The following is a 26598-nucleotide window of genomic DNA, read 5'->3' as shown; positions in this document are numbered from 1 at the left end:
AGAAGGACGAAAGTTGCTGAAAACCCTGGAGAATAAGGGATTCTCTGACACTCACGTGATCATGGATAAAGCGTACGAAGGGGATGAAACCCGACAGTTGGTACTTGATCTGGGGATGATTCCAGTGGTGCCACCAAAAGCAAATCGTGTGTCGCCCTGGGAGTACGATGTTGAAATGTACAAAAAGCGTAATGAGGTGGAACGGCTGTTTCGTCGCCTGAAGGGTTTCAGAAGAATCTTCTCTCGCTTTGACAAGTTGGATTCAGTTTTCCGATTCTTCATCCATTTCGCTCTGATCGTAGATCACCTAATTAGTGTTAACAGGCCCTAAGATTTTCCCGAGTGTCCGCATCGAAATGCAGTGAAGGTTCTTTCTCGATATGACGGATCGTCTCCGAGGCAAGATACATACCGTTACACACGTTGGCCATCACAGTCGCTGGCAGGCAGGCGAATGAACCATGTTCCCTGACCTGCTGACCGATGCTGCCGGCCACAGCAGCCAGTGAAAGCAGCAATTCCGGTGTAACGACCCGGGCACGCACGTATCCAGACAATACAGCACGTGAATCAACCGGTGCAGGTACGATATTCACAATCGAATCCCGGGTTACTTGCGCAATGGCGGTAACTGTGTCACCTCGTACATATCCCCTTTTTCCTGACTCTTTCGTGATGTGGTGACCTGGTTGATAGCCCTATACTTCGCAGCTGCAAAAACGAAAATACCACGCCTCCGCAAGCATCCATGTCGTCGCCCTGTCTTTTTTCTGTAAAAAATTCCATGCTAAAATGAAAAACGGATACAGGCTGAATGTGCTGGTCCGATTCCGACTGATCCGGATTTCCCTGTCTTTTATATACCGTTTACAGCCAGTAGATGCATTTTTTACTGCTGCAACGATGATTGGATCCGTGAAAAAAACGCTATACCCCCGATCGGTATTCCGATCATTCGGAAAAATTTCACGGAATCATCTTTTTCTTTTCATCTTCTAAACGGTATTTCTGACATCAGACAACCACGTGGCAGGTGTGTGCCTCGCCAGTTCGATTGTATAACCACCCTCGACCGACAACTTCGATTACCGATCAGTCATGACTGAAGAAAATCACGAAAACCTGGAAGACAAGCTGCAGAAAGTCACCTATCTGCTGCAAAAATACAAACTGGTCGAAGGTTTCGTCCGTCTGCAGGATACGCCCGAGCCGGAACTGATCGAATCGATCATACAAAAACAGAATCTCTCCAATCTGCGACAGGCACTGGACAAGCTTCACCCGGCGGATATCGCCCATATCCTTGAAGCTTTGCCTCTCGAAGATCGGCTGATCATCTGGGGGCTGGTCAAGGCCGAGCAGGATGGTGAGGTACTGCTCGAAGTCTCCGATGCCGTTCGCCAAACGCTGATCGAGGACATGGACAGCGAGGAGCTGGTTGCTGCGGCAGAACAACTGGACGCGGATGAAATTGCCGATCTGGCCCCTGATTTACCCAGCGATGTCATGGAAGACGTCTTCCAGGCATTGCCTATGGAAGAACGTGAGCAGCTGCGTGCCGCTATGTCCTACTCCGAGGATGCGGTAGGCGCACTGATGGATTTCGATGTCATTACCGTACGCGGGGATGTGCGCATTGAAGTCGTGCTGCGTTACTTACGCCGGCTTGGCGAATTGCCGGATCATACTGATCAGCTGTTCGTGGTCGACCGTACTGAACAACTGCAGGGAGTCTTGCTGTTGAACCAGTTGCTGGTAAGTGACCCTGAAGCCACTGTGATGGAAGTCATGGCGCGCGACACGGTCAAATTTCTTCCAGACGATAAGGCTGAACAAGCCACTCATGCATTTGAACGGTACGATCTGGTAACCGCCCCCGTCATTTCTTCAGAAGGGAAGCTGCTGGGCCGAGTAACGGTCAACGCAGTCATTGACTTCATGCGTGAGAAGGCAGATCTCGAAGCACGCAGCCAAGCCGGTCTGAGCGAAGAAGAAGATCTGTTTGCTCCCATCTGGAAAAGTGTACGCAACCGCTGGGCCTGGCTAGCGATCAACCTGGTCACGGCATTCATTGCTTCTCGCGTGATCGGATTATTCGAGAACTCGATCGAGAAACTGGTTGCACTTGCTGCGCTGATGCCCATTGTAGCGGGGGTAGGTGGAAATTCCGGTAATCAGACCATCACCATGATCGTTCGGGCCATTGCGCTGGGACAGGTGAATCAGGACAGCACCTTGAAACTGATCAGCAAGGAAATCGGTGTCGGTATCGTCAATGGCATCGTATGGGGAAGTGTAGTAGGGCTATTCACCTACGCCATCTACCGTAACATGCAACTGGGTCTAGTCATGGCACTCGCCATGCTGCTGAATCTGCTGCTGGCTGCATTCGTCGGCGTACTTATCCCGCTGACACGCAAGAAGTTCGGGCGTGATCCTGCCCTCGGCTCCAGTGTCCTGATCACTGCCGTCACTGATAGTGGCGGTTTCTTTATTTTCCTGGGCCTAGCTACGTTATTCCTACTTTGATGTTTCAGCCCTGGCCGGAAACACGGACAGATAAAACTTATAGGCCAGGTGCGGTACCAGACGGTAAAGCGGCATGCGCAGCCAGTGGCTGCGCCAGTAAAGCCACATACGCGCGTATCCCGCCATCCTGGAAGGGTGATCAGGATGCTGCGGCAGTAATGCCAGCGGTACGCAATGATGCATGACACGCCGCGCCAGCCAACCGGGTTGCCGATCGAGCTGTTTTTCCAGATCATCCGGAATCGCTGATCGCAGCAATAAGCGACTGAAATACAAACTGTAAAACAGCGGATTTCCTAATCCGAGCTGATTAGCGCGCTCGATCAGCTTTTGTTGAAAAAACGGCTGCTGACTGCTGAAAAACAGCATCATCTCGTGAAAATCGAGCAGATGCCGCAGATCGTCGGCCAGCTCGTTGTTCTGAAACAGGTTGACTGCACAATGCAGCACCATATCTTCCGGGCTCAACACATAAATACCTGCATCTTTCACTTTGACTGCTGCTTCCCGGAATGGCAGTGGATCGATCTTCAGCTTGCCCAACGGTGAAGAAAGTGTATGGTGAACATCCACTTCAACACTGCGTTCAGGATGCACCAATGCGGGAATTTCATGACTCCACTCACGATAGTAACGCTCATCGTAATCGGTCAGTGCATGATGCTGCCAGCCTTTCTTCAGCAGGCTGGATTCGATCTGACCCAGATTCTCTTTCGACACCAGCAAATCCAGGTCAGCAAACATGCGCCCCGGAGCATTCGGCAGATCCTGCAACAGATATGCCATTCCTTTGAGGACGATAACCGGGATCTCCTGGCCATCCAGCGCCCACATCACCCGGTTCAGCTCCCAGCTGACCGATTGCTGCTGTTTTCTTGCCTGAATTAAGCTAGAGCGCAACAGATTGGAAGCACGGGCCGGAATACTATCCAGCAACCCGTCTTTTTCCAGTTTGGCTGCAAGGTAGCCGGATAGCTGCGCCCGTCTCGCCAGCCGCAGTAGTAATTCCCATTGCCGATTGTCGTATCCGGTCAGGGAAGCAGGCTGAACGATCGTTTCCAGCAGCAACCGGTGATGATCTGGCCTGGTATCAACCTTAGCCATCGGTCAGTTCATCCAGCGCGGCCAAAGCGCTATCGAAATCGGAATAAACCAGTTTGCGGCACTCACAGTTACGAACCAGACTGGTTACCGCATCAAATGCGGTTTCTCCCAGCACTTCGTAATTGAATGCATTGGTTGCCAGCAACAGAAACGCCTCGGATTGCGGCAAAGATTCCAACCGCAAAGCAGCACCCGCTGACCATTTCGGAAAAACGATCCAGCGTGGTTTCGCAGTTTCATCCGCCCGTTCGATACTTTCCTGCGGCGGGCGCACATGGGCAACCGTTCCTTTCAATGTACCCGGTATTTCCGGCCCCAGCACTGCTTCCGGCAGATAATCACGAATCACCCCGATCGATTGATTTTTGAGCGGCATCAACCGGGGTAGCGGAAAAAATTCACCCGACTGCGGATCCATCAACCCAAATTCATCGGAAAACAGCCGATAGCCACGGTGAATCAGTGCCGTGCACAAGGTTGTCTTGCCGCTGCCTGGCCAGGCTGGCAGCAACAGTACATGGCCATTGCGCTCCACGGCAGCAGAATGAAACAGCAACAGATGATTGATACGCATGGCAATCGCCAGATTGATGCCCCATTCCAGTGTTGCCAACGCCTGCTTTGCCGGCACAGGCGGAAACGGAGATCGGCCATCGATTTGGAACTGAATGAACTGGGCAAGCGGGCGTCTGATCGAATGTTTAGGAATTATTCGAACATGAAATTCAGCAATTTCTGTTTCATCCACCAGCGAATAGTGGGAATACATCCGGTAGAGCTGGTCGATGAGTGAGGGTAAGCAGGTCTGGATAGATAAATTGAATGGCCCCGCTTTTACACGCAGACCCGACCCGGTAATCAATGTATGGAATATATCCAGCGAAAGTTGCTCAACCTTCACTCGTTTTCTTTTACCCGTGTGATCAAACCAAGTGCTTCGTAGCGCTGCAAGGTCCTGATGATTTGTCCGGGAAATTGCGCATCAAGCTGCAATGAAAAATACGCTGATAATTCTTGGCAGATTGCTTCCAACGTAGCGGGAGATCGATCAAGTACCGTGAGGATTCGCAACCCCATCTCATTCAGGAAATGGGTCTTACCGGATTCTGGCTGGAAAACGGTAAACTCTCCATCCCATTCTTCTATACGTAGTAACGAGCTGTTTGGATACCAATAAATACCATCAAATCCAGAGATTAAATTATTCACCCATATCAAAGAGGAGGAAGATTACCAAGAAACCCATTACCTTGGAGAGAAGTGTAAGCTGCAGCCGAAATTAAAATACCTGCCCCCCCCTCGCGGCACGCTGCTGCCTGCCCCTCTAAATCCATTGGATTACCATCTAAATCATAAAGTGGAGCAAAATCGGCAGTAGGAGTTTTCCCCAAGTCATAAGTTGGACCACCATCCAATGGCCCATCTCCCGAATTAACACACACAAGCTGTTCTCGTTCACCAGTATTAAATTTGACTGCGTCACCAACTTCAACTGGCCCAGCGAGATTACTCGTCCGCGCCAGCGCAGCGCCACTATGCAGCGTCATGATGACCGGAATGGCGACCGTGCTCTTGAGCAATCGCCTGCGCGCCGGCTGAGGAGCAGCAGCTGTTTGTCCCTGAATTTTTTCTTCTGTCACGTTAATCACCTTTCATGTAAAAAACATACAAAACTTAGGGAAATAAAATATCGCCAGTATAACAACAGGAAGCCAATAAAGTCTGCTGTTGTACTTTTAACATGCATATTTCGTACCATACCGTAAAGAATAATTTAATACCATAAAAAACATGAAGATAAAAACCACTCCCGGCCATGGCTGATCAGTAATCCACAAAAGTGTAAAATTATTCGACATTCATTGTCTCATAGCATCTGCCCGCTCGCCGGGAAAAGAACGCTCTGTACCACTACAATTCCCGATTATCCCTGACTCAGCTCATTCGGCCATTGCACAACGGCAGAAAGTGGAAAAAATTCCGACGCGGCCGAAATCCTCATGGAATGTTCGCATCCGGCAGCATCTCCGTTTTTTCCTGATAACTCTTTCCATCCTCTTCCTGGCGTTTGTAAAACACGTAATACAACACGGGCAATACCAGCAATGTCAGAATCGTTGAAGAAAGGATACCACCAATCACGACCGTGGCCAGCGGACGCTGTACCTCAGCGCCAAGACCAGTTGCCAGTGCCATGGGAATGAACCCGACAGCATCGGTGAGCGCTGTCATCAGCACCGGGCGCAATCTTGTGAGCGCACCAATTTGTACGGCATCCACCAGGGCGCGGCCTTCCTGGCGTAATTCGCGGATGAAAGTCAGCATGACCAGCCCGTTGAGCACTGCGATTCCTGACAGCGCAATGAATCCAACCCCGGCTGAAATGGACAGCGGAATGTCACGCAGCCATAGCGCCAACACCCCTCCCGTCAGCGCGAACGGCACACCGGTGAATACCAGCAACCCATCCCGGAAATTGCCGAATACGGTATAAAGCATCATAAAAATCAATACCAGCGCAACCGGTATCACGATCTGCAAACGTTCCGCCGCTGAAATCATTTGTTCGAACTGACCGCCCCACACCAGCCAGTAACCCGGTGGAATCCGAATTTTTTCATTGACCAGCGTTTGTACTTCTCTGACGAAGGAGCCCAGATCACGCCCTCGCACATTAGCCGTCACCACCACTCGACGCTTGCCATTCTCGCGGCTGATCTGGTTCGGCCCCTGCATGATTCTGAAATCAGCCACCTCACCCAGCGTCACAAAAGCGGTTGAGCCAGCCAGCGGCAATTGTCCGGCCAGCAATCCTCCCTGTGTGCCAGGTTGAACCGGCAAACCAAGGGGTAAATAACGCAACGCTTCAATATCGGCCCGCAACGATTCAGGCAGACGCACCTGCAATTCAAAACGGCGATCCCCTTCGAAAATCAACCCGGCACTTTTACCCCCCACTGCGATAGCCACTGCATCCTGCACATCGGCAACATTCAGCCCATAACGCGAAATATTGGCACGATCGGCCCGGATGGATAACACTGGTAATCCGGTCACCTGTTCCACTTTCACATCCGCAGCGCCTGGCACGGTTGCAACCAGTGCTTCGATATCCTCCCCCAGGGCAAGCAGCTTATCCAGATCATCACCGAATACCTTGATGGCGACATCGGCACGTACTCCTGAAATCAGCTCATTGAAGCGCATTTCGATCGGCTGAGTAAATTCATAGTTGTTACCCGGAACTTGCAACACCGCTTTCTCCATTGCAACAATCAGTTCATCTTTGGTCCGGTACTGTTCAGACCACTCCGATTGCGGCCTGAGCGTGACAAAGATATCCGCTACGCTGGGTGGCATTGGGTCGGTCGCAACCTCGGCCGTTCCAATTTTGCTGAATACCTGCTCCACTTCCGGAAACGACTGAATCACTTTTTCCAGTTCCCCCTGCATGGCAATGGCAGTGGAAAGGCTGGTACCGGGAATACGAATTGCGTGCAGTGCAATATCACCCTCATTCAGGCTGGGTACAAATTCACTGCCCAGACGTGTAGCGAGCAACACTGATAACCCCATTACCACTGCGGCAACGGTGATAGTCAGGCCCTGATTACGCATCACCACCACCAGCATCGGCTGGTAGAAACGTTTACACCATACGACGATCCGGCTTTCTTCATCTGCCACTTCGCCGGTCAGAAACAGGGCAACGGCTGCCGGCACGAAAGTGACTGACAGAATCAGCGCACCCAGTAATGCTACCACCACGGTAAATGCCATGGGATGAAACATTTTGCCTTCCACGCCAGACAGCGCAAAAATCGGCAGATAGACAATCATGATGATCATCTGTCCGTAAATCAGCGCGCGCCGTACCTGTTGCGTGGCTGTAAACACCAGCTTCAGCCGTTCTTCCCGGCTCAATGCCCGCCCCAGCCTTGCCTGTTCCTGCGCAAAACAGCGGATGCTGTTCTCGATGATGACGATGACACCATCGACGATGATGCCAAAATCCAGCGCCCCCAGACTCATCAGGTTGGCACTGACATGATTGACGACCATGCCGCTGAATGTAAACAGCATCGACAGCGGGATGACGAGTGCCGCGATCACCGCCGCACGAAAATTACCGAGAAACAGGAACAGTACGACGATGACGAGCGCGGCGCCTTCGATCAGATTGCTGGAAACGGTATGAATCGTGCCGTCGATCAGTGTGGTTCGATCATAAACAGGAACGACCACCACCCCAGCCGGCAGTGAGCGGCCGATTTCCGTCAGTTTCCCGGCAACCGCATGGGCCACGGTACGACTGTTTTCCCCGATCAGCATAAGGGCGGTTCCCAATACCGTCTCTTCACCATTACGGGTGGCAGCACCTGTACGTAATTCCTTGCCAATCAGTATATCGGCCACATCCTTGATGCGTAACGGAGTTCCCTGCCTGCTGCCCAGCGTAATCTCACCGATTTCATCCAGATTGCTGACCTGGCCGGGCAAACGTACCAGATACTGCTCGCCCCGTTTTTCGATGTAACCTGCCCCCAGATTAAGATTGTTACGCTCGAGCGCCGCCACGATTTCCTGCAGCGTCAATCCGTAAGCGACGAGTTTTTCCGGGTAGGGAGTAACGTGGTACTGTTTGACGAACCCGCCGATGGTGTTGACTTCGGTCACGCCTTCCACCATGCGTAATTGCGGCCGAATGATCCAGTCCTGGATTTCGCGCAGATCAGTAGACGTGTAGGCAGTTCCATCTGGTTTGCGTGCGTCCGGAATACTTTCGACTATCCACATGAATATCTCGCCCAGTCCGGTGGAAATCGGCCCCATTTCAGGTTCGATACCGGCAGGCAATTGCCCCCTCGCTTCCTGAATACGCTGACTAACCAGTTGTCGGGCAAAATAAATATCTGTTCCTTCCCGGAATACTACCGTCACCTGGGATAATCCATACCGCGATAATGAGCGCGTGTAATCCAGCCCGGGCAACCCTGCCATGATGGTTTCAACCGGGAAAGTGATGCGCTGCTCGACTTCCATGGGTGAATAACCTGGCGCTGCGGTGTTGATCTGCACCTGCACATTGGTAATATCGGGCACGGCATCAATCGGCAGTTTCTGGTAGCTGTACAAACCCAGTGCCGCCATCGCCAGCACTGCCAGCATGACCAGTCCACGATGCCGGATCACTGCTGCAAGCATACGTTCAAACATGAGTGACCTCCCCGACCAGATCACGGTAGCAGCCAGCAGAACAAAAAGAAATCAGACTGGTAAACACAATAATCGGGCAGCACGGAAGATCAACCGGTATTTCCTCAGTGATCATGCGCGGCTCCTGCTTTACCCAGCTCTGACTTGATGATGAAACTGTTACTTACGGCATAACGCTCGCCTGCGAACAAACCTTCGATCACCTCGGCCATCCGGTTATCACTGCGCCCCAGTTTGAGCGGACGCATTTCGAAATAATCGCCATAACGGCCAAATACGACTGACTGGTCACCGATTGTCTGAATCGCTTCCAGCGATACTGCCACCGGAACTTCGGCTGCTTCGGTCTGCAAATCAGCTTTGACGAACATGCCAGGCCGCCATCGTTCATCCTGATTATCGAGCTGCACCCGTGCAACCGCTGTACGAGTCTGTTCGTCGAGCAGCGTCGTCACATAGGTGACTTCTCCCTCCCGCGTCAGATCATAGGCATTTGCCCGGATGACGGCACGCTGGCCCACATGAACCTGGTGCAGATTGCCGGGAAAAACCCTGACAGCCGCCCAGATCGTGGAAATGTCGGCGATGATAAATGCCGTTTTATCCTCCTTGACGACTTCTCCGGTAACGATCGCTTCATCGATGACAATTCCGGAAATGGGAGAGCGGATTTCATAACGGGCAAGATTTTTCCCGGATAAATCGGATTTCGGCTGCACACCCAGTGCCAGCAAACGTTCAGCCGCCAGCTGGGTGGTAATACTGGCTTCTTCCCGCTGCTGCCGGGCAGTGAGGTAATCCTGTCTGGCAGTAATCTTCTCCCGCCATAACTGTTCTTCCCGATCATAAATCGTTTGCGCCAATGTTTGTCGCCTGCGGGCAAGCAGGTACTGGCTGTGCAGATCAGCCAGCATGGCGCTTTCCATGACAGCAAGCACCTCACCTTTTTTCACCCGCTGCCCGTGGTGGCGTTTGATAGACACCACCATACCGGGCAGACGAGGAACTACATGCACAATATTATGTTCATTGAAGATGATTTCACCCGGCAGGGTAATCTCCGAGCGGATGACAGCAGGACCGGCCGTGGCCAGCTCGATATCGCTGCTTTGCATCATCGTATCGGACATTTCCACTCGTGCCTCGACCTGGCTGTGATTCCAGCGATAGGCCTTGCCCTGATACTCAGCAGCGACGACCAATTCGAAAGAATGCGGCTCTTCCACTTCCTGGTCACTGATCAGATAGTCGCTTTCCGGCCGGAAATGAAACAGTTGCGCCGGCCTGCCAAGGCGTGACAATGCCACCGTTACCTTCATCTCTGCGGGTGACAAGGATTGCTTCTGCCAGTATGGATAGATTCTGAAGTGTGGAAACACACCCTCTTCATGGATGATCAGTTCCAGGCTCAAATCGTCTTTCGTAAATAATTCCCCGCCCCTGGATCCGGTTGCTGATCCGGATTCAGTTTCCGGCTCCGCAGAAGAAAATCGCTCTACGATATCCGGCAATCCGGATCCGCCGATCAGCAGCCATGTTCCCAGCAGGATACCGGCCAGAATAACCGCTACGATGGGTAACCGTCCGGTAACGTTCATTGATTATGCTCCTTCCCTTGATTGTTGAGTCTCGTTGAATCCGTAGCTGAATCAGCAAGCGGTGCTGCAATCAACTGCTCGATCGTGTTGACCAGGCGCTGATAATTGGCCAGCGCCCGCACATAAAGAATGCGATTCTGAAAAAAAGTACGCTGAGCATCCAGCATTTCCAGAAAACTGAATTTGCCCAGTTGATACCCCCGGTTGGTGATCTCGAAGGCATTCTGTGCACCCGGCAGCACTGCATCATGTAACACCCTGATTTCATTCCGGGCTGCCAGCAGACTCTCGTAGTTACGTACAAACTCAGTCCTGAGCTGCAATTCGACCGACATCCGTTCATCCATTGCCTTGTTCAGGCGCTGGCGAGCTTCCAGCTCATTCCCCTGATTACGGTTAAAAATCGGAATGGGAATCGACATCCCCACCACGGCAGTAGTATCATCCGTTCCCAGATAACGCCGAATACCCGCATCGACCGTTATATCAGGAATTTTCCTCGCTTTTTCCAGCTCGACCATCGCCTCGCGTTGTGCAACATTCTTGAGACTTTGCCGCACGACCGGGTTTTCTTCGAGGCGCTTTACCAGCTGATCAAACTCCGGTATCTCGACGAATGATTCCAGTTCTCCCAGCACCCGGTCGAATCGAGGTTCTGCTTCACCCCAAAGTAAGGCGAGCTTCGTTCTGGCGGCTGACAGGCTGCGCCGGGCCTGTTCCAGCTCGATGCTTGCAGTGGATAGCGCAACTTTCGAACGAATTGCCTCCATGGGCGGTGCTTTCCCGGCTTCGACCCGTTTAACCACCGTCTCCATCGCAACCTGGACCAGATGCAAGGTATCGTCCATTACACTCACCTGCGCCTGATTTTCCAGCACATCGACAAAGGCACTGGCGGTACGTGCAATGATTTCCAACCGTTTGGCGGCATGAGCCTGATCGGCCAGTTCCTGCCCAAGCGTTGCTACATTCACCCGGGCCGGCCGCTTACCGCCAAGTTCAATCAACTGACTGATACGGAAAGTCGCAAATTTCTGAATGGCACTATTGGAAGAGTTGATGTCTTCCGCTTCGATACTGAACTCCGGATTATTGAACAGACCGGCCTGTAATTTCGTACCTTCATGAGCGGCTATTTCTCTGGAAAAAGCGGATAACTCAGGGTTATTCTGCAAAACCAGTTGCAGCACCTGTCGCAAGGTAAGATCCCCTTTTTCACTGATACCACCTGCCTGTACATCCGCGGTCGGCGCTGCAGCATTTGCGAGCGCCACGCCATAATTCTGGATAGACATCATTCCTGTCAGTACGAACGCCAGGAAAAATATCGCCCCCCCCTGGTGAAATGACCCGGGTCTTCTTTCTACCTGATATTCCATCATGATGATTGATAACGAAGTCATGCTGTGAAAACACGTCGAACGTGACACAGCGAATAAACCGGATTGCCGAACGGCCAACCCGGTGGCTACCCGGCTCTGCTGCAGTTTCAGCCAGCCAGGACTGGATCAGGAAAGTAATCGGGGAGGGTGGTAAAGACGGTCGGGAATCGTTTCCGGAAAAGAGCTGTCAGCAATTTCCGGTGTCATCTCCCTCACGTCAGCAGTATTTATCTGCAATGATGCGGGCAGGTAAAACGGTTGAAACTGGCCGGCAGCGTGCAGACACAAGTGAGTAGCGGCATCCAGATCAACACTGTCATCAAGCGCGTGGTGCAGCTCAAGATGCGCATCGGGATACATCAGAAACAACTCCCTGTAATGATGATGCGCCAGTTCATGCGTGAACACCTTACCATTGAATGACCATCCGAACGTATTTGTCAGCATGCTGACAAGAAATGCCAGAATGATCAGCCTGGCAGAGGAAGGTTTATTCATTATCACCAACGGAAAGTTTATTCATCTGGAAAACAGCGACAGGTATCTACATTGGGCTGCTGCAATGTAACATGAAAATACGGATTCCGGCCATTCCACAGCCAGATGGAAAAATAGGGAAAATGGTTCAGCATTTGGACAGAGGATTGGCAACGCTAAAACAGTTCCACCTCCTCCTCCATCAACATCTCCACCAATGCTATCAGCGGCAGTCCGATCAGCGCGTTAGGATCTTCCCCGGTAATGCGTTCAATCAGAGCGATCCCCAGACCTTCCGCTTTTGCACTGCCGGCACAATGGTAAGGTTGTTCCTTTGCAAGATAGTGCTCGATCTGACTGTCGCTCAACTCGCGATACTTTACCGAACACGGTATGACACGCGCCTGCAGACGGGTTGTACGACTGTTGAACAGGCATAGTGCCGAATGAAAGATGACTTCCCTGCCACGCATCAAACGGAGTTGTTGGACAGCATTTTCATGACTCAATGGTTTGCCCAGTTGTATTTCCCCCAGGGCTGCAACCTGATCTGCTGTGATGATAAGTGCATCAGGAAACAGCTTTGCTACCGCATGTGCCTTTTCTTTTGCCAAACGCAACGCAGTTGTCCCAGGCGCTTCCCCAGGCAAAGCAAACTCGTCGACGGCCGGACTTGCGGTTTCAAAAGGTATCTGCAGACGCTGCAGCAGTTCACACCGGTAAACCGAGCTGGAACCCAGTATAAGCGGAGGGTAATTCGTGCGATTTTTCAAAATATTATAGTAATATGCCGATTTGTGATTTTGACACTTTATTATAAAAAATATAACATGCGCGCCTTATGTTCGACCAACTTGTCATAGATGCACTGGATTTTGTCCGCAGTGGCAAATCACTTCAGGGAAATGTCCCCCTGCTCAATCTTGAGCGTCTAAGAGATTATCTGACAAACTCAGCGGGAGAATTGGCTTATCTGGTCACCGGATTACTGGATGAACGTGACAGGCCGCTGCTGAAAATGTCAGTCAACGGAATCATCGACTTGAGTTGCCAACGCTGTCTGGAAAAGATCGAATACACACTCGATGTGAAGACAGCACTGCTTCTGGCCCGAAACGAGGATGAGTTGTCACGTTATGACGAAGATATGTTTGTGGATGCGATTTATGCTTCGAATGAACTCGATATTCTGGCTTTGATAGAGGATGAAGTGATTCTGAGCCTGCCGGTTTCCCCTCGTCATGAAGATACCGCCGGGTGTCACCCGTCAACTGGAACCGGAATACATGAAGCCGCCGTAAAAGAACATCCTTTTACCGTGTTGGCGTCACTGAAGCAATCACATTGAACCGGTACTTTTATAAGTCGTTTTTACTCTGGAGTTAAACATGGCTGTACAACAAAACAAAAAATCCCCCTCCAAGCGCGGGATGCATCGCTCTCACGATGCGCTGACCAATCCTCCGCTCGCGATCGAACCCACTACCGGGGAAATCCATTTACGGCATCACATCAGCCCGAACGGGTATTATCGCGGCAAAAAAGTAATCAAAACCAAAAACGACGATTGATGGTACCTGCCCATACTGCATTAGCCCTGCTGTCAGATCCTTCTTGACAAGTGAATATAACGGTAGCAATTGATTGCATGGGTGGCGATCACGGTCCGCATATCACAGTTCCATCAGCTGTTGAATACATGCATCACGACTGCGAAACCAACATTATTCTGGTTGGTAAACCCGAGGTCATTTCTAGAGAATTGGATGCGCTTAAGGTATCGCCCGGCTCGCGGCTCAGATTACACCCGGCGAACGAAGTCGTCGGCATGGATGAACACCCGGCTGTTGCCTTGCGCAACAAGAAAGATTCTTCGATGCGTGTAGCACTCAACCTGATTAAAAGTGGTGAAGCACAGGCATGCATCAGTGCAGGAAATACAGGCGCATTACTGGCCACTTCCCGATTTGTGCTCAAAACCATCCCGGGAATAGACCGACCCGCACTGGCAGTTATCCTTCCAACCATTTCAGGGCATACCTACGTGCTGGATCTGGGAGCAAACGTAAACTGTACAGCTGAACATTTGCTTCAGTTTGGCATAATGGGAGCAACACTGGTTTCGTCAGTCGAGAACAAACCCAATCCAAGTATCGGCCTGCTGAACGTTGGTGAGGAAGACATCAAAGGTAATGATGTAGTCAAGCGGGCAGCAGAGTTGTTTCGTTCCAGCGGTTTGAACTTTTATGGCAACATCGAGGGGGATGACATTTACCGCGGGACGACCAATGTAGTAGTATGCGACGGCTTTGTCGGCAATGTCGCACTCAAAACTTCGGAAGGGCTGGCTCAAATGCTGGCAAGTTACCTGCGTGAAGAGTTCAGGCGTTCCTTATTCAGCAGGCTGGCAGGACTGGTGGCCTTACCGGTGATCAATGCCTTCAGGCGGCGGGTTGATCACCGCCAGTATAATGGAGCGAGTCTGCTGGGGTTACGGGGTGTTGTCATCAAAAGTCACGGATCAGCCGACAGCTACGCCTTCCGCTGTGCCATCAGGCGTGCGGTAGAAGAAGTACGTGGTGGCACGTTACGGAACATCGTCGAGCATATTGAGACATTGCGAAACAATATTGAACAAAACATCGCACAACCGGTATCGATAGAGTGAACATGACCATGTATTCACGGATCATTGGCACCGGCAGTTACCTGCCGGAGAAAGTTCTGACCAATCAGGACCTCGAATCGATGGTTGATACCAGCGATGAATGGATACGGACGCGTACCGGTATCGAACGACGGCATATTGCTGCAGAAGGCCAGATGGCAAGTGATCTTGCGCTGGAAGCGAGCCGGAATGCCATTGAGGCTGCAGATATCCAGGCAAAGGACATCGATCTGATCATCGTCGCAACGACGACACCGGACATGATCTTTCCAAGCACAGCCTGTATTCTGCAGAACAAGCTTGGTATGTCCAACGGGCCGGCCTTTGATGTGCAGGCTGTCTGCAGCGGATTCATTTATGCACTGGCCACGGCAGACATGTTTGTCAGCTCCGGGAAAGCGCGTAATGCGCTGGTTGTTGGTGCTGAAGTCTACTCTCGTATCATGGACTGGAACGACCGCAGTACCTGTGTCCTGTTTGGTGACGGTGCAGGAGCAGTGATTCTCACTCGTGATCAGAAACCGGGGATCCTTTCATCCCATCTGCATGCAGATGGGAGTTACAGCCAGGTTCTCACAGCACCTGCGTCGATCCATTCCGGTAAAATACAAGGGACCCCTTTCATTACCATGGAAGGCGGTACAGTCTTCAAATTCGCGGTCAAAGTCCTGGAAGAAGCCGCACTGGAAGCACTGCAAGCGAATCAGCTGCAACCTTCCGATATCGACTGGCTGATTCCACATCAGGCCAATATTCGCATCATTACCTCGACAGCAAAGAAACTGGGTATCCCTGAAGAAAAAGTGGTAGCAACGGTTTCACAACACGGCAACACCTCGGCTGCTTCCGTTCCACTGGCACTCGACCAGGCAGTACGTGACGGTCGTATCCAACCGGACCAGCATATCGTGCTGGAAGGTGTAGGAGGAGGATTCACCTGGGGATCAGTTCTGGTACGCTGGTAAAATATGAAAGCCGCTTTCGTTTTTCCCGGACAGGGATCTCAGTCAGTTGGTATGATGAATAGCTATTCCGAGCTGCCATCGGTACGTGGAACTTTCAATGAGGCATCGGATATCCTGCAACAGGATCTATGGTCGCTGGTCAGTAACGGACCTGAAGACAGTCTGAATCTCACTACCAATACCCAGCCTGTCATGCTGGCTGCAGATGTATCCATTTACCGGGCGTGGCAACAGGCAGGGGGAATTGAGCCGCATTATCTGGCCGGCCACAGTCTTGGTGAATACGCTGCGCTGGTTGCAGCTGAAGTACTCACTTTTACTGATGCCCTGAAACTGGTTCGTTATCGTGCAAAAGTCATGCAGGAAACCGTTCCCGAAGGAACCGGAGGCATGGCAGCTATTGTCGGACTAGATGATGATATCGTCTCTTCAGTATGCACCGAAGTAATAAATGCGATGCCAGATACATCGCTTGAACCGGCAAATTTCAATGCGCCCGGCCAGGTGGTGATTGCCGGCCATTCCCAGGCAGTTGCCCGAGCAGTAGTGCTCGCAAAATCAAAAGGAGCAAAGCTGGCGGTCATACTGCCAATGAGTATTCCTTCACACTGCTCGCTCATGCAATCGGCAGCAGAAAAGTTTGCTCTTCTACTGGAAGAAATTGCGCTGCAACCTCCCCGCATTCCTATTTTGCATAATGCTGACGTCCAGCAACATTCTGAAACCGCTTCCATTCGTGAGATACTTGTGCGCCAGCTCTATCGTCCGGTTCGCTGGACAGAGACCATTCAGGCCATCGCGGCACAGAATGTAAAATATGTCGTGGAATGCGGTCCGGGTAAGGTGCTGTCCGGACTGAACCGGCGCATCGATAAGAATCTGGAAAATATCGCGCTGACCGATTCCGGCTCACTTCTCAAAACGGTAGAAACGTTGAAATAATACGTCGGCAATATACCATCAGAAATAGTCATTCCAATTACTCACAAATTCTCGGATGCTACTGGAACATAAAATCGCACTGGTAACGGGCGCAAGCCGTGGAATCGGCAAAGCTATCGCACTTGAGCTGGGAAAGCATGGCGCTACCGTCATCGGAACCGCCACTTCCGAAACTGGAGCCGGCCATATCAGTCAGTATCTCAGCGAAGCTCGCATTTCGGGGATGGGGCTGATCATGGATGTCAGCAACATCGAGCATATCAAGAGTGGTATTGAGACCATACAACAATCACTGGGAGATGTTGCAATACTGATCAACAACGCCGGTATCACACGAGACAACCTGCTGGCCCGCATGAAGGACGATGAATGGGATAACGTTATCCAGACCGATTTGAAATCCGTGTTCTGTCTCAGTCGTGCCGTACTGCGCACCATGATGAAAGCACGCAGCGGTCGGATCATCAATATCTCATCAGTAGTGGGCGCAACCGGAAATCCTGGACAAACCAACTATGCAGCGGCCAAGGCTGGGATGATCGGTTTCAGCAAGTCACTCGCAAAAGAAATTGGCAGCAGAAACATCACTGTGAACTGTGTAGCTCCAGGCTTTATCGATACCGATATGACCCGTTCTCTTTCGCCAGATCAACAACAATCACTGATTCAGCATATCCCTCTCGGAAGATTCGGGCGCCCTGAAGATGTCGCTGCGGCTGTCGTTTTTCTGGCTTCTCCGGCAGCAGACTATATCACTGGAGCCACACTTCACGTCAATGGCGGAATGTATATGGAGTGAGCGGGTTATGGACATTTTTATCCAGGCCCTCTCAAAACCGGGAAAGGTTCAATATTTTTTGCAGCAACACAAAGTGCTTTACTTGCAGAACTGGGCAGGTATTGCCGGTAGTTTGAAATTTGTTAAACTTGTGAGAGTTTCTTTACCTGAAAAGGATGGGTGTATCAATGGAAATTACTGAAATAGAGCAGCGCATCAAAAAAATCGTAGCCGAGCAATTGGGCGTCAACGAATCAGATGTCAAAAATGAATCTTCCTTTGTCAGCGATCTGGGTGCAGATTCACTGGATACTGTTGAGCTGGTCATGGCGCTCGAAGAAGAGTTCGAATGCGAAATTCCTGATGAGCAAGCTGAAAAAATCAATACGGTTCAGGAAGCGATCGATTTCGTAGCAGCCAACGCAGCTCAGTAAAAACAGTTTTTTCAATGATTCATTGGAGTCGTTTTGTCCAAACGTAAAGTAGCCATTACCGGGTTAGGCATAATTTCACCCGTCGGCAATACGGTTTCTGAAGCATGGGAAAACGTCATTGCCGGAAAATCCGGTATTACACGAATCACGCGCTTCGATGCATCAGACTTTTCCTCGAAAATTGCAGGAGAAGTCAACGGATTCGACATAACAGAGTACCTCTCCGCCAAAGAAGCGCGCCGTATGGATATATTTATCCAGTACGGAATGGCGGCTGCCATCCAAGCTATCAGAGATGCCGGCATCAGTGATGTAAGCGGGTTCAACGCAGATCGTATTGGTGTGAACATCGGCTCCGGGATCGGCGGCCTGCCCATGATTGAAAATACCGATGCTGCCTATCATGCTGGCGGCCCCCGGAAAATCTCCCCCTTCTTCATCCCTAGTACCATCATCAACATGGTAGCCGGTAATCTGTCTATCATGTTCGGGTACAAAGGGCCCAATCTTGCCATCGTTACTGCCTGTACAACTGCCACGCACTGTATAGGCAGTTCTGCCAGAATGATCGAATATGGCGATGCTGATATCATGGTCTGCGGGGGTACGGAATCATGTGTTACACCACTTGCTGTCGGTGGATTTGCTTCAGCACGTGCCTTGTCATCGAACAATGATGACCCGGCGGCAGCAAGTCGACCATGGGATCTCAAAAGAGATGGATTCGTTCTGGGAGAAGGAGCAGGTATTCTCGTTCTGGAAGAGATGGAGCATGCCAGAAAACGTGGTGCAAAGATTTATGCGGAACTGGCCGGATTCGGTATGAGTGCAGATGCTCATCACATGACTGCACCCTGTGAAGATGGAGAAGGCGCAGCCCGTTGCATGACAAATGCATTGTCTGATGCGCAAATGCACGCTGATGAGCTTCATTACATCAATGCACACGGAACATCGACTCCATTGGGAGATATTGCAGAAACGATTGCAGTCAAGCGCTGCTTTGGTGAACATGCAAAAGATCTGGCAGTCAGCTCCACCAAATCGATGACCGGGCATTTATTGGGTGCTGCAGGAGGTGTAGAGGCAATTTTTTCTGCTTTGGCTGTTTATCACCAGATTGCCCCTCCCACTATCAATCTCGATGACCCGGATCCTGCATGCGATCTGGATTATGTGCCCAACAATGCCAGAGAAATGAAAATTGATGCAGCTCTGTCGAACTCGTTCGGGTTTGGCGGAACTAATGGCACACTAGTCTTCAGAAAAATCTGAATATCATTTCCGGAATTTTCGGAATATGTTATTTGGAAATAATCGAATTCCAGATTGGGATGACTGGTTATGCTTTCTCCGGGGTGTAAAGGCATAACCAGTTGAGCGAACATCCGAGTGTGCTGACATGCCTAAATCAACACGTTTTCTGAAACTCACCAGTTTCGTTCTTATTGTCATTCTGGTTGGCAGTACGCTGTTTTCAGTATGGTTCTATCGACTGGCTACAACTCCGTTGAATCTCCCTGCAGTACCCAGTGAATTTTCAATTGAGCCCGGAAGTGGGTTACACCGTATTGCCGGACAATTGGCCGAAGCAGGTATCCTTTCCAATGAATGGTCTTTCATATTGCTTGCCCATATCACCGGATACAACGCATCACTCAAGGCTGGGGATTATCAGCTTACCGAGAAGCTGTCACCGTTAGACCTGCTGAAATATCTCACCCGGGGAAAGGTCAGGCAATATGCGATCACCTTTCTTGAAGGATGGACCTTTTCTCAATTCAGAAAAGCTCTGGACGAACATCCTGCTCTCCGGCATGACTCCGACAAACTCAACGACTCAGAATTACTGCGCGCAATCGGAGCAAAAGAATCTCATGCTGAAGGTCTTTTCTTCCCGGATACTTACTTCTTTACCCGAAACAGCAGTGATCTGACCATTCTGAAACGTGCCTACCAGGCCATGCAGCAGCACCTCGAAACAGTGTGGCTTGCACGACAGGAATTTCTCCCGTTAAAAGATCAGTATGATGGCCTGATTCTGGCTTCGATCATAGAAAAAGAAACCGGAGCAGATAATGAGCGCACCCAGATTGCCGGTGTATTCATCAACCGTCTGCGTCACAATATGAAACTCCAGACTGACCCGACTGTAATCTACGGGATGGGTAACAAATTTGATGGAAACCTGCGCAAGATCGATCTTCAAACCGACCATGAATATAATACTTATACTCGCTTCGGCCTGCCGCCCACTCCCATTGCCATGCCAGGCCTGGCTTCCATCCGGGCAGCCTTTAATCCTGCAATTACTGATGAACTTTATTTTGTTGCCAGAGGTGACGGAACTTCCCACTTCTCATCCACACTTGAAGAGCATAATCGTGCCGTCCTGAAATATCAGAAATCATCCATAAAGCATTCTGTCCATTAACAGCGAACCTCCTGCCAATACACTGTTCATCCTGGAGAAAACGCCCCAATTCCTGATCACCAGGGCTTCGGGGAGCAACCTGAGCTTAACATGTCATTTTCACTCATTATTCCCACCCTGAACGAAGCTGAAAATATCGATCCGCTGTTATCAGGCATTTTTTCTCTTGATACTCTGGGAAGCCAGTTCGAAGTCATTATCGTGGACGATGGTTCTACTGACGGCACGCCTGACAAAGTCAGACAATGGCAAAACACGCATAACGTGCGTCTGATCGAGAGGCGCGCACAACCTGATCTGACCGCTTCCATTCTCGATGGAACAGCGGTCGCCAGGTATGAAGTCATTGCCGTCATGGATGCTGATCTGAGCCACCCGCCGGACAAACTGGCCGCACTGATCCAGCCGATACTGGATGGTACCCATGACATCACCATCGGCAGTCGGTATATCGCTGGCGGCAATACTGTTGGCTGGCCCTTTTACCGGCTCTGGCTGTCACGAGCCGGTGGCTGGCTCGCACGCATCATTTGCGATGTAAATGATGCAACTTCCGGTTTTTTTGCTTTCCGGCGGGAATTGATCGGAAACATCACAAAAAATGCTCGCGGCTACAAGATCCTGCTGGAATTGCTGATGACCGGACAAGGCCGGTTGCGTGTAAAGGAAATACCCATCAGTTTCCGCGATCGGCTGCATGGCAATTCCAAACTTTCCCTCACCCACCATCTTGTTTATTTACTGCAACTCATCACCCTGGCGGGAGGAACCGTCTCATTCCACACAGCCAGCCGCTTTGCCATTGTCGGATTTCTGGGAGTCTTCGTCGACGTCCTGATTTTTCAGTGGATGACCGGGCACGGAGCCAGCCTGGCTTCGGCACATATTTCCAGTTTCATTGCTGCCGCCAGCTTCAACTACACCATAAATTCAAAATGGTCGTTCCGGCTGCATCACGCGGGTCATCTGCATTGGCAGCAATTCATCCGTTTCCTGACAGTTGGTGTATTTGCACTGCTTCTGAGAGGCGCTATCCTGGCCTGGCTGGTCTATACCTGGGGTATATCTGCTGAATGGGCAATTTTCCCTGCCATCCTGACAACAGCAATGGTGAACTACCTCGGCTCTGCTTTTTATGTATTCCCTCGGACAGAGCCCCCCGTTTCCACTGACACACGGTGGCGCGTTGCCTCTGTGGGGATCGTCTGTTTTGTCATCCTGTTACGCCTGGCCTACATGGATGTAGCGCAACTGATACCTGATGAAGCCTATTACTGGCAGTATGCACAACACATAGATCTGAGCTTTTTCGATCACCCCCCGATGGTTGCCTGGTTGATCTGGCTGGGAACCACGCTGGCTGGCCATAATGAGTTCGGAGTCAGAATCGGTGCTTTCCTGTGTGGATTGATTGCAATGGCTTATGTATTCGCGCTTGCGCGTAACCTTTACGACAAACCCACTGCCATGCGTTCGGTACTGCTGTTTGCCATCGTACCATTCGGTTTTGCAACAGGGCTGGCAATGACACCGGATGCTCCACTGATTGCAGCCTGGGCTGCCACACTCTATTACATGGAACGCGCCTTGCTTGCCAATCAGAGCCAGGCATGGCTTGGAGTCGGCATTGCTTTCGGGCTGGGGATTTTATCCAAATATACGCTTGGTCTGCTTGGCATCGCCGCATTGATTTATGCTGTCCTGGATCCTGTTGCGCGCCGTTGGTTGCTCCGTCCTCACCCTTATCTCGCTATATTGATTGCACTGATCCTGTTCAGTCCGGTAATTATCTGGAACATGGAAAATGACTGGGCTTCCTTCCTGTTCCAGACTGGCAGAGTCGGGAATACACAACATACGTTTGCCACACATCTATTGATACTCCAGATTGCAACCGTACTTACCCCGGTTGGACTGATTGCTGCTGTATTTGCGTTACGATCCATTTCCCTGAGTTACTGTCAGGCTCCCCGAAAATATCTCTTCATCGGCATATTCACCGGGGTTCCCTTACTGGTTTTTCTGGCAATCAGCACTTTCGATCCTCTGCGTTTTCACTGGACCAGCCCCCTCTGGCTGGCACTGATACCTACCATGGCCTGGATGATCGGCCAGAATGATGTGCCCATGGGCCTCTCTGCGCGACTTCGTGCTGCCTGGCAACCGATGATCGTCCTGTCATTACTGACTTATGCCTTCATCCTGCATTACGTCACACTGGGAATACCAGGATTACCTTACCAGTTCCTGAGCGAGCATTATTTCTGGAAAGAAGCTACAGCAGAAGTCGAGAAAATTGCTGATGAAATCAGGCAAACAACGGGAGAAATGCCAATCGTGATCGGAATGAGTAAGTGGTCGACCGCCAGTGCACTTGCATTTTATAAGGACACGCCTGCCCTGGATATCCGGTCACGCAACCTGTTTGGTCAACACGCCGCCATGTACAGCTTCTGGAATCGTGTCGAACCTCCTTCTGATCAACCGATACTACTGATCGGGATGAAACAGCAGGCATTGGAATCCAGTAATGCAACGGGAAATTTTGAGAACGGGTTAATCAATCTGGGAAAGATACATTCTCGCTCCATCTATCGACACGATGGCGTTTTATTGCGGACACTTTATTACAGGGTGGCTGCAGGATATCGTGGCAACTTCAACCCACAACCAGCGCCAGCCGATGCAAGAACCAGGCAATATTCACCTGAGATTGTCAGGTTCAATGGTTATGACCAAAGAACAACCCTATCAGCCATATCGTACTGATTCCCAAGATGATGAGTGTGACCTGCTGAATGGTCGCTCTGATTTCCGGCCGTTTATGCAGACTGGGGATCAGATCGGACATCGCTACGTATATCATGCTTGCCGCAGCAATAGCGAGTATGGGCGCTATCATGTGATCCAGCTGGTATAGCATGAAATAACCCAGCAACCCGCCAAACAGTGTCGCCGCACCTGATAACAGATTGAGCCAGAGGGCACGCGCCCGGGTAAAACCCGAATTGAGCAAAATGATGAAATCTCCTGCCTCCTGCGGAATTTCGTGTGCAGTAATGGCAATGGCCGTAACGATTCCGAGTTGAATATCCGCCATAAAAGCCGTTGCAATCAGGATACCATCTACAAAATTATGAAAGGTGTCACCCAACACGATCATCATGCCACTGCGACCATGATCGTGGACATCTGATGACTTTATCTGTATAGCGGGTTCATGCGCCTCACATTCCGATAAATGACAATGGCGCCATAACAAAAGCTTTTCCAGAATAAAGAAAATAAGAATACCAAGCAGCAGGATCAACGTCAGTTGCTTGGGAGACTCTGTGAGCTCAAGTGCCTCAGGCAATGCATTCAGAAATGCTGCACCAAGAAGTGCGCCGATCGCGTAGGAAATTAATACAGAAATCCACTTATTACTGTGGACATTCAGGGCAAATAGTGCTGCCAGTCCAATACTCAGTAAACCACTGGCTAGGCTGGCAAAAATGATCCAGGCTAATACTGGCATAAGTTACGTACCCAGGATAATCAGAAACAGACAGAAATTACACACATGATTACTTACGGATCGCAGTACAAACAGGAAAGGATAAGATAAGAGGTTAATAACGATTTCCAGCTGAACTGAATTACATCAAGGAAGGCAATGGGGAAGGGAGTATTATTTATCGTACTCAGCCGGCAGACATTAACGGCGCAGTCACTGCATACCCGCAGGCTGCGTCATCCATAACAAACCAGCCATTCTTCCTGTTTTTCCATCACGGCGATAGGAATAAAATTGTTCAGGATTGCTGAACGTACATAAATCACCACCATAAACCTGATTTACCCCGGCATGAGATAGCCTCTGACGCGCCAGATCAAAGAGATTTGCATACCATTTTCCAGCCTCCTTGCCAGGCAAGAACGCACATGCTGCCCGGTGATCGTACTGAGTAAACACCTCTCGCACTTCGTCTCCGACTTCAAAGTGCCGTGAGCTGATTGCCGGGCCCAGCCATGCAATTATCCGATCGCTACTACTGAACCTGCGTAACTCTCTGACCGTATTTTCGATAACACCTCCGGCCAGTCCGCGCCAGCCCGCGTGGGCAACACCCACGACACTGCCAGCCATATCACACAATAAAACCGGCAAACAATCTGCCACCAGAACCGCACACACCACACCAGGGCGACGGCTCATCGCGGCATCGGCTTCAAGTTCAAGTGTTTCATTACTGGAATCCACCCAGACTGGCTGTGAACCATGGACCTGTGTCAGCCAGCGAGGATGGTCAGGCAGATATTGACGCAGTTGGTTACGGTTTTGTTGAACAATCAGCGGATCATCATCGACATGGCTTGCCAAATTCAGACCGGCATAAATTCCCCTGTTCTCAGCAGCCCCAATATTCCGGGTAGTAAATATGGCGTCAACATTCGCAGGAGCAGGCCAATCTGGCACAATCCAGTCAATCACAGGTAAGAACCTTTATCATCCAGCGACTCTTATGAGCGTAAGCCTAGTGGTAACCACATCTGCTCACTTACGCTACGATAGGATGCAGTTTAGAAAAAACATCACACACCTGATCAATCTGTTCAGTCGTATGGGCTGCATTGATGCTACAACGCACCAGTGACTTTCCTTCCGGTGCAGCAGGGGGCAATACCAGATTCACATAAATATCATGCTCCATCAGTCCATTCCACAGTGTAAGTGCCTGCCTGGGATTATCAAGCAAGATGGCCACGATGGGGCCGGGTTGCGGACCGAGACGATATCCGCTCTTTTCAAGGCTGGAATAAAGCCGATGAGCATTCTGCCACAAACGTTCACGTAATAAACGCCCCTCTTGCAACAGTTTCAAAGCAGCACGTGTGGAAGCAATAGTTGCCGGTGAAGGAGAAGCAGTGAATATATAGGGATGGCTTACATACCGGAGCTGGTCAAGCTGAGGGTGATTGCTGACACAAAAACCACCGATACCACATAAACTCTTACTGAAAGTTCCAGTTATGAAGTCGATCTCATCATTCATCCCGGTTTTCTCCACTAACCCCTGACCGGTTTCTCCCAGAACACCGAGTGAATGAGCTTCATCAAGCAGTAAAGTGCTCTGATAGGTATTTTTTATTTGCACAATCTCAGCCAAAGGAGCCTGATCTCCTAGCATGCTGTAAATACCCTCGATAATGATCAGTGTATTTCGACTGCGATCACCCAACCGACGAAGCCGTTTTTCAAGATCAGCCGGATCGTTATGCCGGAAGCGAATGATATCCGCCCCACTCAAAATACAGCCATCATAAATACTGGCATGGGCATCCCCGTCGATCAGCACGATATCACCCGCCCCTACCAATCCAGAAATCGTTCCTAAATTAGCCTGATAACCTGTTGTAAAAACAATACATTCACGATATTTATAAAATTCTGCAAACTCACGCTCCAGTGCTCGATGACCATAGTAATTGCCATTGGCCATGCGCGAACCGGTGGTACCGGTACCTTCCTGATCAATGGCCTGATGAGCGGCTTCTCTGCATTCTGGTGCGAAACTGAGCCCGAGGTAATTGTTGGTTCCCAGCATCAATACACGACGTTTGCCGATTCTTGCTTCGGTTGCCGAGTAGGATTCTTCTATAGGAATGCCAAAAGCCCCAATACCTTCGGGTAATTGTGCTTTCCTTGCCGCTGCGGCTGCATCAAGTTTTTCCAGCAGACTCATTGTGATAATGATTTTATTTTGTAGATCAGATTGGCGAGGTCCTGTACCGTCAGAACATCTACGAGTGTGTTCAGTGGAACGGATATATCAAACTGATCCTCGATTTCCATCACTAGATTCAACAGTTTGACCGAATCAATCGCTAAATGCGTGATGAGGTTCGTTTCCGGAGATACTTCCGTTTCAATCTCCGTAAAATTTGCCAGGCGCTGGCAAAGCAGTGCTGTAATTTGCTCTTGAGTTACTTCAGACATGAGATCAATCCCTGAACAGTTCATATCGACAAATCATTCCCGGATCAGGGAATATGAAAATACCCGGTATCAAAACAGAAGTGATACCCG

Annotated in this window: 27 protein-coding genes; 13 read left to right on the top strand and 14 right to left on the bottom strand. The window is 50.5% G+C overall.

The features are described 5' to 3' along the window. Positions 1 to 331: transposase (locus tag B5D58_RS07330; RefSeq protein ID WP_143779556.1), on the top strand; the 331-nt coding region annotated here is incomplete at its 5' end. Here the strand turns inward: B5D58_RS07330 and B5D58_RS07325 are convergent. Then, positions 318 to 596 (bottom strand): hypothetical protein, encoded by a 279-nt coding sequence (locus B5D58_RS07325; protein WP_041356794.1) that lies wholly within the window; start codon positions 594 to 596, stop codon positions 318 to 320. The two genes, B5D58_RS07330 and B5D58_RS07325, sit on opposite strands and share 14 nt — an antisense overlap. Before the next feature lie 502 nt (positions 597 to 1098). Here B5D58_RS07325 and mgtE point away from each other — a divergent pair. Continuing rightward, complete coding sequence (mgtE, locus tag B5D58_RS07315) at positions 1099 to 2529, top strand: magnesium transporter (RefSeq protein ID WP_011112190.1); 1431 nt, start codon at positions 1099 to 1101, stop codon at positions 2527 to 2529. Here mgtE and B5D58_RS07310 read toward each other — a convergent pair. The 9 genes from B5D58_RS07310 to B5D58_RS07270 all read right to left on the bottom strand — a co-directional run bounded on the left by B5D58_RS07310 (position 2521) and on the right by B5D58_RS07270 (position 13080). Beyond that, positions 2521 to 3633, bottom strand: coding sequence for a nucleotidyltransferase domain-containing protein (locus tag B5D58_RS07310; RefSeq protein WP_011112191.1), 1113 nt, complete (start codon positions 3631 to 3633; stop codon positions 2521 to 2523). The two genes, mgtE and B5D58_RS07310, sit on opposite strands and share 9 nt — an antisense overlap. After that, positions 3626 to 4534: an HprK-related kinase A gene (locus tag B5D58_RS07305; protein WP_011112192.1), complete on the bottom strand. Its 909-nt coding sequence runs from the start codon at positions 4532 to 4534 to the stop codon at positions 3626 to 3628. The genes B5D58_RS07310 and B5D58_RS07305 overlap by 8 nt, the downstream gene beginning before the upstream one ends. Next, positions 4531 to 4842, bottom strand: coding sequence for an HPr-rel-A system PqqD family peptide chaperone (locus B5D58_RS07300; RefSeq protein WP_234989030.1), 312 nt, complete (start codon positions 4840 to 4842; stop codon positions 4531 to 4533). The genes B5D58_RS07305 and B5D58_RS07300 overlap by 4 nt, the downstream gene beginning before the upstream one ends. Positions 4843 to 4847: 5 nt before the next feature. Continuing rightward, on the bottom strand, positions 4848 to 5273 hold the full coding sequence (locus B5D58_RS07295; protein WP_041356795.1) for a hypothetical protein: 426 nt from the start codon (positions 5271 to 5273) through the stop codon (positions 4848 to 4850). A gap of 358 nt (positions 5274 to 5631) precedes the next feature. Beyond that, positions 5632 to 8850, bottom strand: a complete 3219-nt coding sequence (locus tag B5D58_RS07290; protein ID WP_011112195.1) for an efflux RND transporter permease subunit — start codon at positions 8848 to 8850, stop codon at positions 5632 to 5634. A 104-nt stretch (positions 8851 to 8954) separates the two neighbouring features. Beyond that, complete coding sequence (locus B5D58_RS07285) at positions 8955 to 10448, bottom strand: efflux RND transporter periplasmic adaptor subunit (RefSeq protein WP_011112196.1); 1494 nt, start codon at positions 10446 to 10448, stop codon at positions 8955 to 8957. Continuing rightward, complete coding sequence (locus tag B5D58_RS07280; protein WP_011112197.1) at positions 10445 to 11851, bottom strand: TolC family protein; 1407 nt, start codon at positions 11849 to 11851, stop codon at positions 10445 to 10447. Before B5D58_RS07280 ends, B5D58_RS07285 begins: the two co-directional genes overlap by 4 nt. A gap of 105 nt (positions 11852 to 11956) precedes the next feature. Further along, a complete protein-coding gene (locus B5D58_RS07275) occupies positions 11957 to 12328 on the bottom strand; it encodes a hypothetical protein (RefSeq protein ID WP_011112198.1) in 372 nt (123 codons plus the stop codon). A gap of 155 nt (positions 12329 to 12483) precedes the next feature. After that, complete coding sequence (locus B5D58_RS07270; RefSeq protein WP_011112199.1) at positions 12484 to 13080, bottom strand: Maf family protein; 597 nt, start codon at positions 13078 to 13080, stop codon at positions 12484 to 12486. Positions 13081 to 13148: 68 nt separating this feature from the next. Here B5D58_RS07270 and B5D58_RS07265 point away from each other — a divergent pair, with 68 nt between their 5' ends. The 11 genes from B5D58_RS07265 (at position 13149) to B5D58_RS07215 (ending at position 23297) form a co-directional block, all read left to right on the top strand. Continuing rightward, complete coding sequence (locus B5D58_RS07265) at positions 13149 to 13655, top strand: YceD family protein (protein ID WP_011112200.1); 507 nt, start codon at positions 13149 to 13151, stop codon at positions 13653 to 13655. 40 nt (positions 13656 to 13695) lie between these two features. Then, complete coding sequence (gene rpmF / locus B5D58_RS07260; protein ID WP_011112201.1) at positions 13696 to 13878, top strand: 50S ribosomal protein L32; 183 nt, start codon at positions 13696 to 13698, stop codon at positions 13876 to 13878. A 50-nt stretch (positions 13879 to 13928) separates the two neighbouring features. Continuing rightward, positions 13929 to 14975, top strand: coding sequence for a phosphate acyltransferase PlsX (plsX, locus tag B5D58_RS07255; protein WP_011112202.1), 1047 nt, complete (start codon positions 13929 to 13931; stop codon positions 14973 to 14975). Between the two features lie 8 nt (positions 14976 to 14983). Further along, positions 14984 to 15940 carry a beta-ketoacyl-ACP synthase III gene (locus B5D58_RS07250; RefSeq protein ID WP_011112203.1) on the top strand — a complete coding sequence of 319 codons (957 nt, stop codon included), beginning with the start codon at positions 14984 to 14986 and terminating at the stop codon, positions 15938 to 15940. 3 nt (positions 15941 to 15943) lie between these two features. After that, the gene (gene fabD, locus B5D58_RS07245; RefSeq protein ID WP_011112204.1) at positions 15944 to 16882 is read left to right on the top strand and encodes an ACP S-malonyltransferase; all 939 of its coding nucleotides are present in this window, start codon (positions 15944 to 15946) and stop codon (positions 16880 to 16882) included. Between the two features lie 55 nt (positions 16883 to 16937). Continuing rightward, a complete protein-coding gene (fabG, locus tag B5D58_RS07240; protein WP_011112205.1) occupies positions 16938 to 17681 on the top strand; it encodes a 3-oxoacyl-ACP reductase FabG in 744 nt (247 codons plus the stop codon). A gap of 7 nt (positions 17682 to 17688) precedes the next feature. Continuing rightward, on the top strand, positions 17689 to 17862 hold the full coding sequence (locus tag B5D58_RS13880) for a hypothetical protein (protein WP_158297467.1): 174 nt from the start codon (positions 17689 to 17691) through the stop codon (positions 17860 to 17862). Next, the gene (gene acpP / locus B5D58_RS07230) at positions 17855 to 18094 is read left to right on the top strand and encodes an acyl carrier protein (RefSeq protein ID WP_086935149.1); all 240 of its coding nucleotides are present in this window, start codon (positions 17855 to 17857) and stop codon (positions 18092 to 18094) included. Before B5D58_RS13880 ends, acpP begins: the two co-directional genes overlap by 8 nt. Positions 18095 to 18127: 33 nt before the next feature. After that, positions 18128 to 19369 (top strand): beta-ketoacyl-ACP synthase II, encoded by a 1242-nt coding sequence (fabF, locus tag B5D58_RS07225; RefSeq protein ID WP_011112207.1) that lies wholly within the window; start codon positions 18128 to 18130, stop codon positions 19367 to 19369. 127 nt (positions 19370 to 19496) lie between these two features. Then, positions 19497 to 20528 (top strand): endolytic transglycosylase MltG, encoded by a 1032-nt coding sequence (gene mltG, locus B5D58_RS07220; RefSeq protein WP_011112208.1) that lies wholly within the window; start codon positions 19497 to 19499, stop codon positions 20526 to 20528. Positions 20529 to 20618: 90 nt separating this feature from the next. After that, the gene (locus B5D58_RS07215) at positions 20619 to 23297 is read left to right on the top strand and encodes a glycosyltransferase family 39 protein (protein ID WP_011112209.1); all 2679 of its coding nucleotides are present in this window, start codon (positions 20619 to 20621) and stop codon (positions 23295 to 23297) included. Here B5D58_RS07215 and B5D58_RS07210 read toward each other — a convergent pair. From B5D58_RS07210 to B5D58_RS07195, 4 genes are all read right to left on the bottom strand, one after another. Further along, complete coding sequence (locus B5D58_RS07210) at positions 23251 to 24045, bottom strand: ZIP family metal transporter (protein WP_011112210.1); 795 nt, start codon at positions 24043 to 24045, stop codon at positions 23251 to 23253. The two genes, B5D58_RS07215 and B5D58_RS07210, sit on opposite strands and share 47 nt — an antisense overlap. A gap of 192 nt (positions 24046 to 24237) precedes the next feature. Further along, on the bottom strand, positions 24238 to 25002 hold the full coding sequence (gene pgeF, locus B5D58_RS07205) for a peptidoglycan editing factor PgeF (RefSeq protein WP_011112211.1): 765 nt from the start codon (positions 25000 to 25002) through the stop codon (positions 24238 to 24240). A gap of 67 nt (positions 25003 to 25069) precedes the next feature. Beyond that, positions 25070 to 26254 carry a serine palmitoyltransferase gene (gene spt, locus B5D58_RS07200; RefSeq protein ID WP_011112212.1) on the bottom strand — a complete coding sequence of 395 codons (1185 nt, stop codon included), beginning with the start codon at positions 26252 to 26254 and terminating at the stop codon, positions 25070 to 25072. Beyond that, complete coding sequence (locus B5D58_RS07195; RefSeq protein WP_041356797.1) at positions 26251 to 26508, bottom strand: acyl carrier protein; 258 nt, start codon at positions 26506 to 26508, stop codon at positions 26251 to 26253. The genes spt and B5D58_RS07195 overlap by 4 nt, the downstream gene beginning before the upstream one ends. Positions 26509 to 26598: the final 90 nt, after the last annotated feature.

Source organism: Nitrosomonas europaea (genome assembly GCF_900167395.1).
Taxonomy (GTDB): domain Bacteria; phylum Pseudomonadota; class Gammaproteobacteria; order Burkholderiales; family Nitrosomonadaceae; genus Nitrosomonas; species Nitrosomonas europaea.
This window is presented reverse-complemented; position numbering and strand designations above follow the sequence as displayed.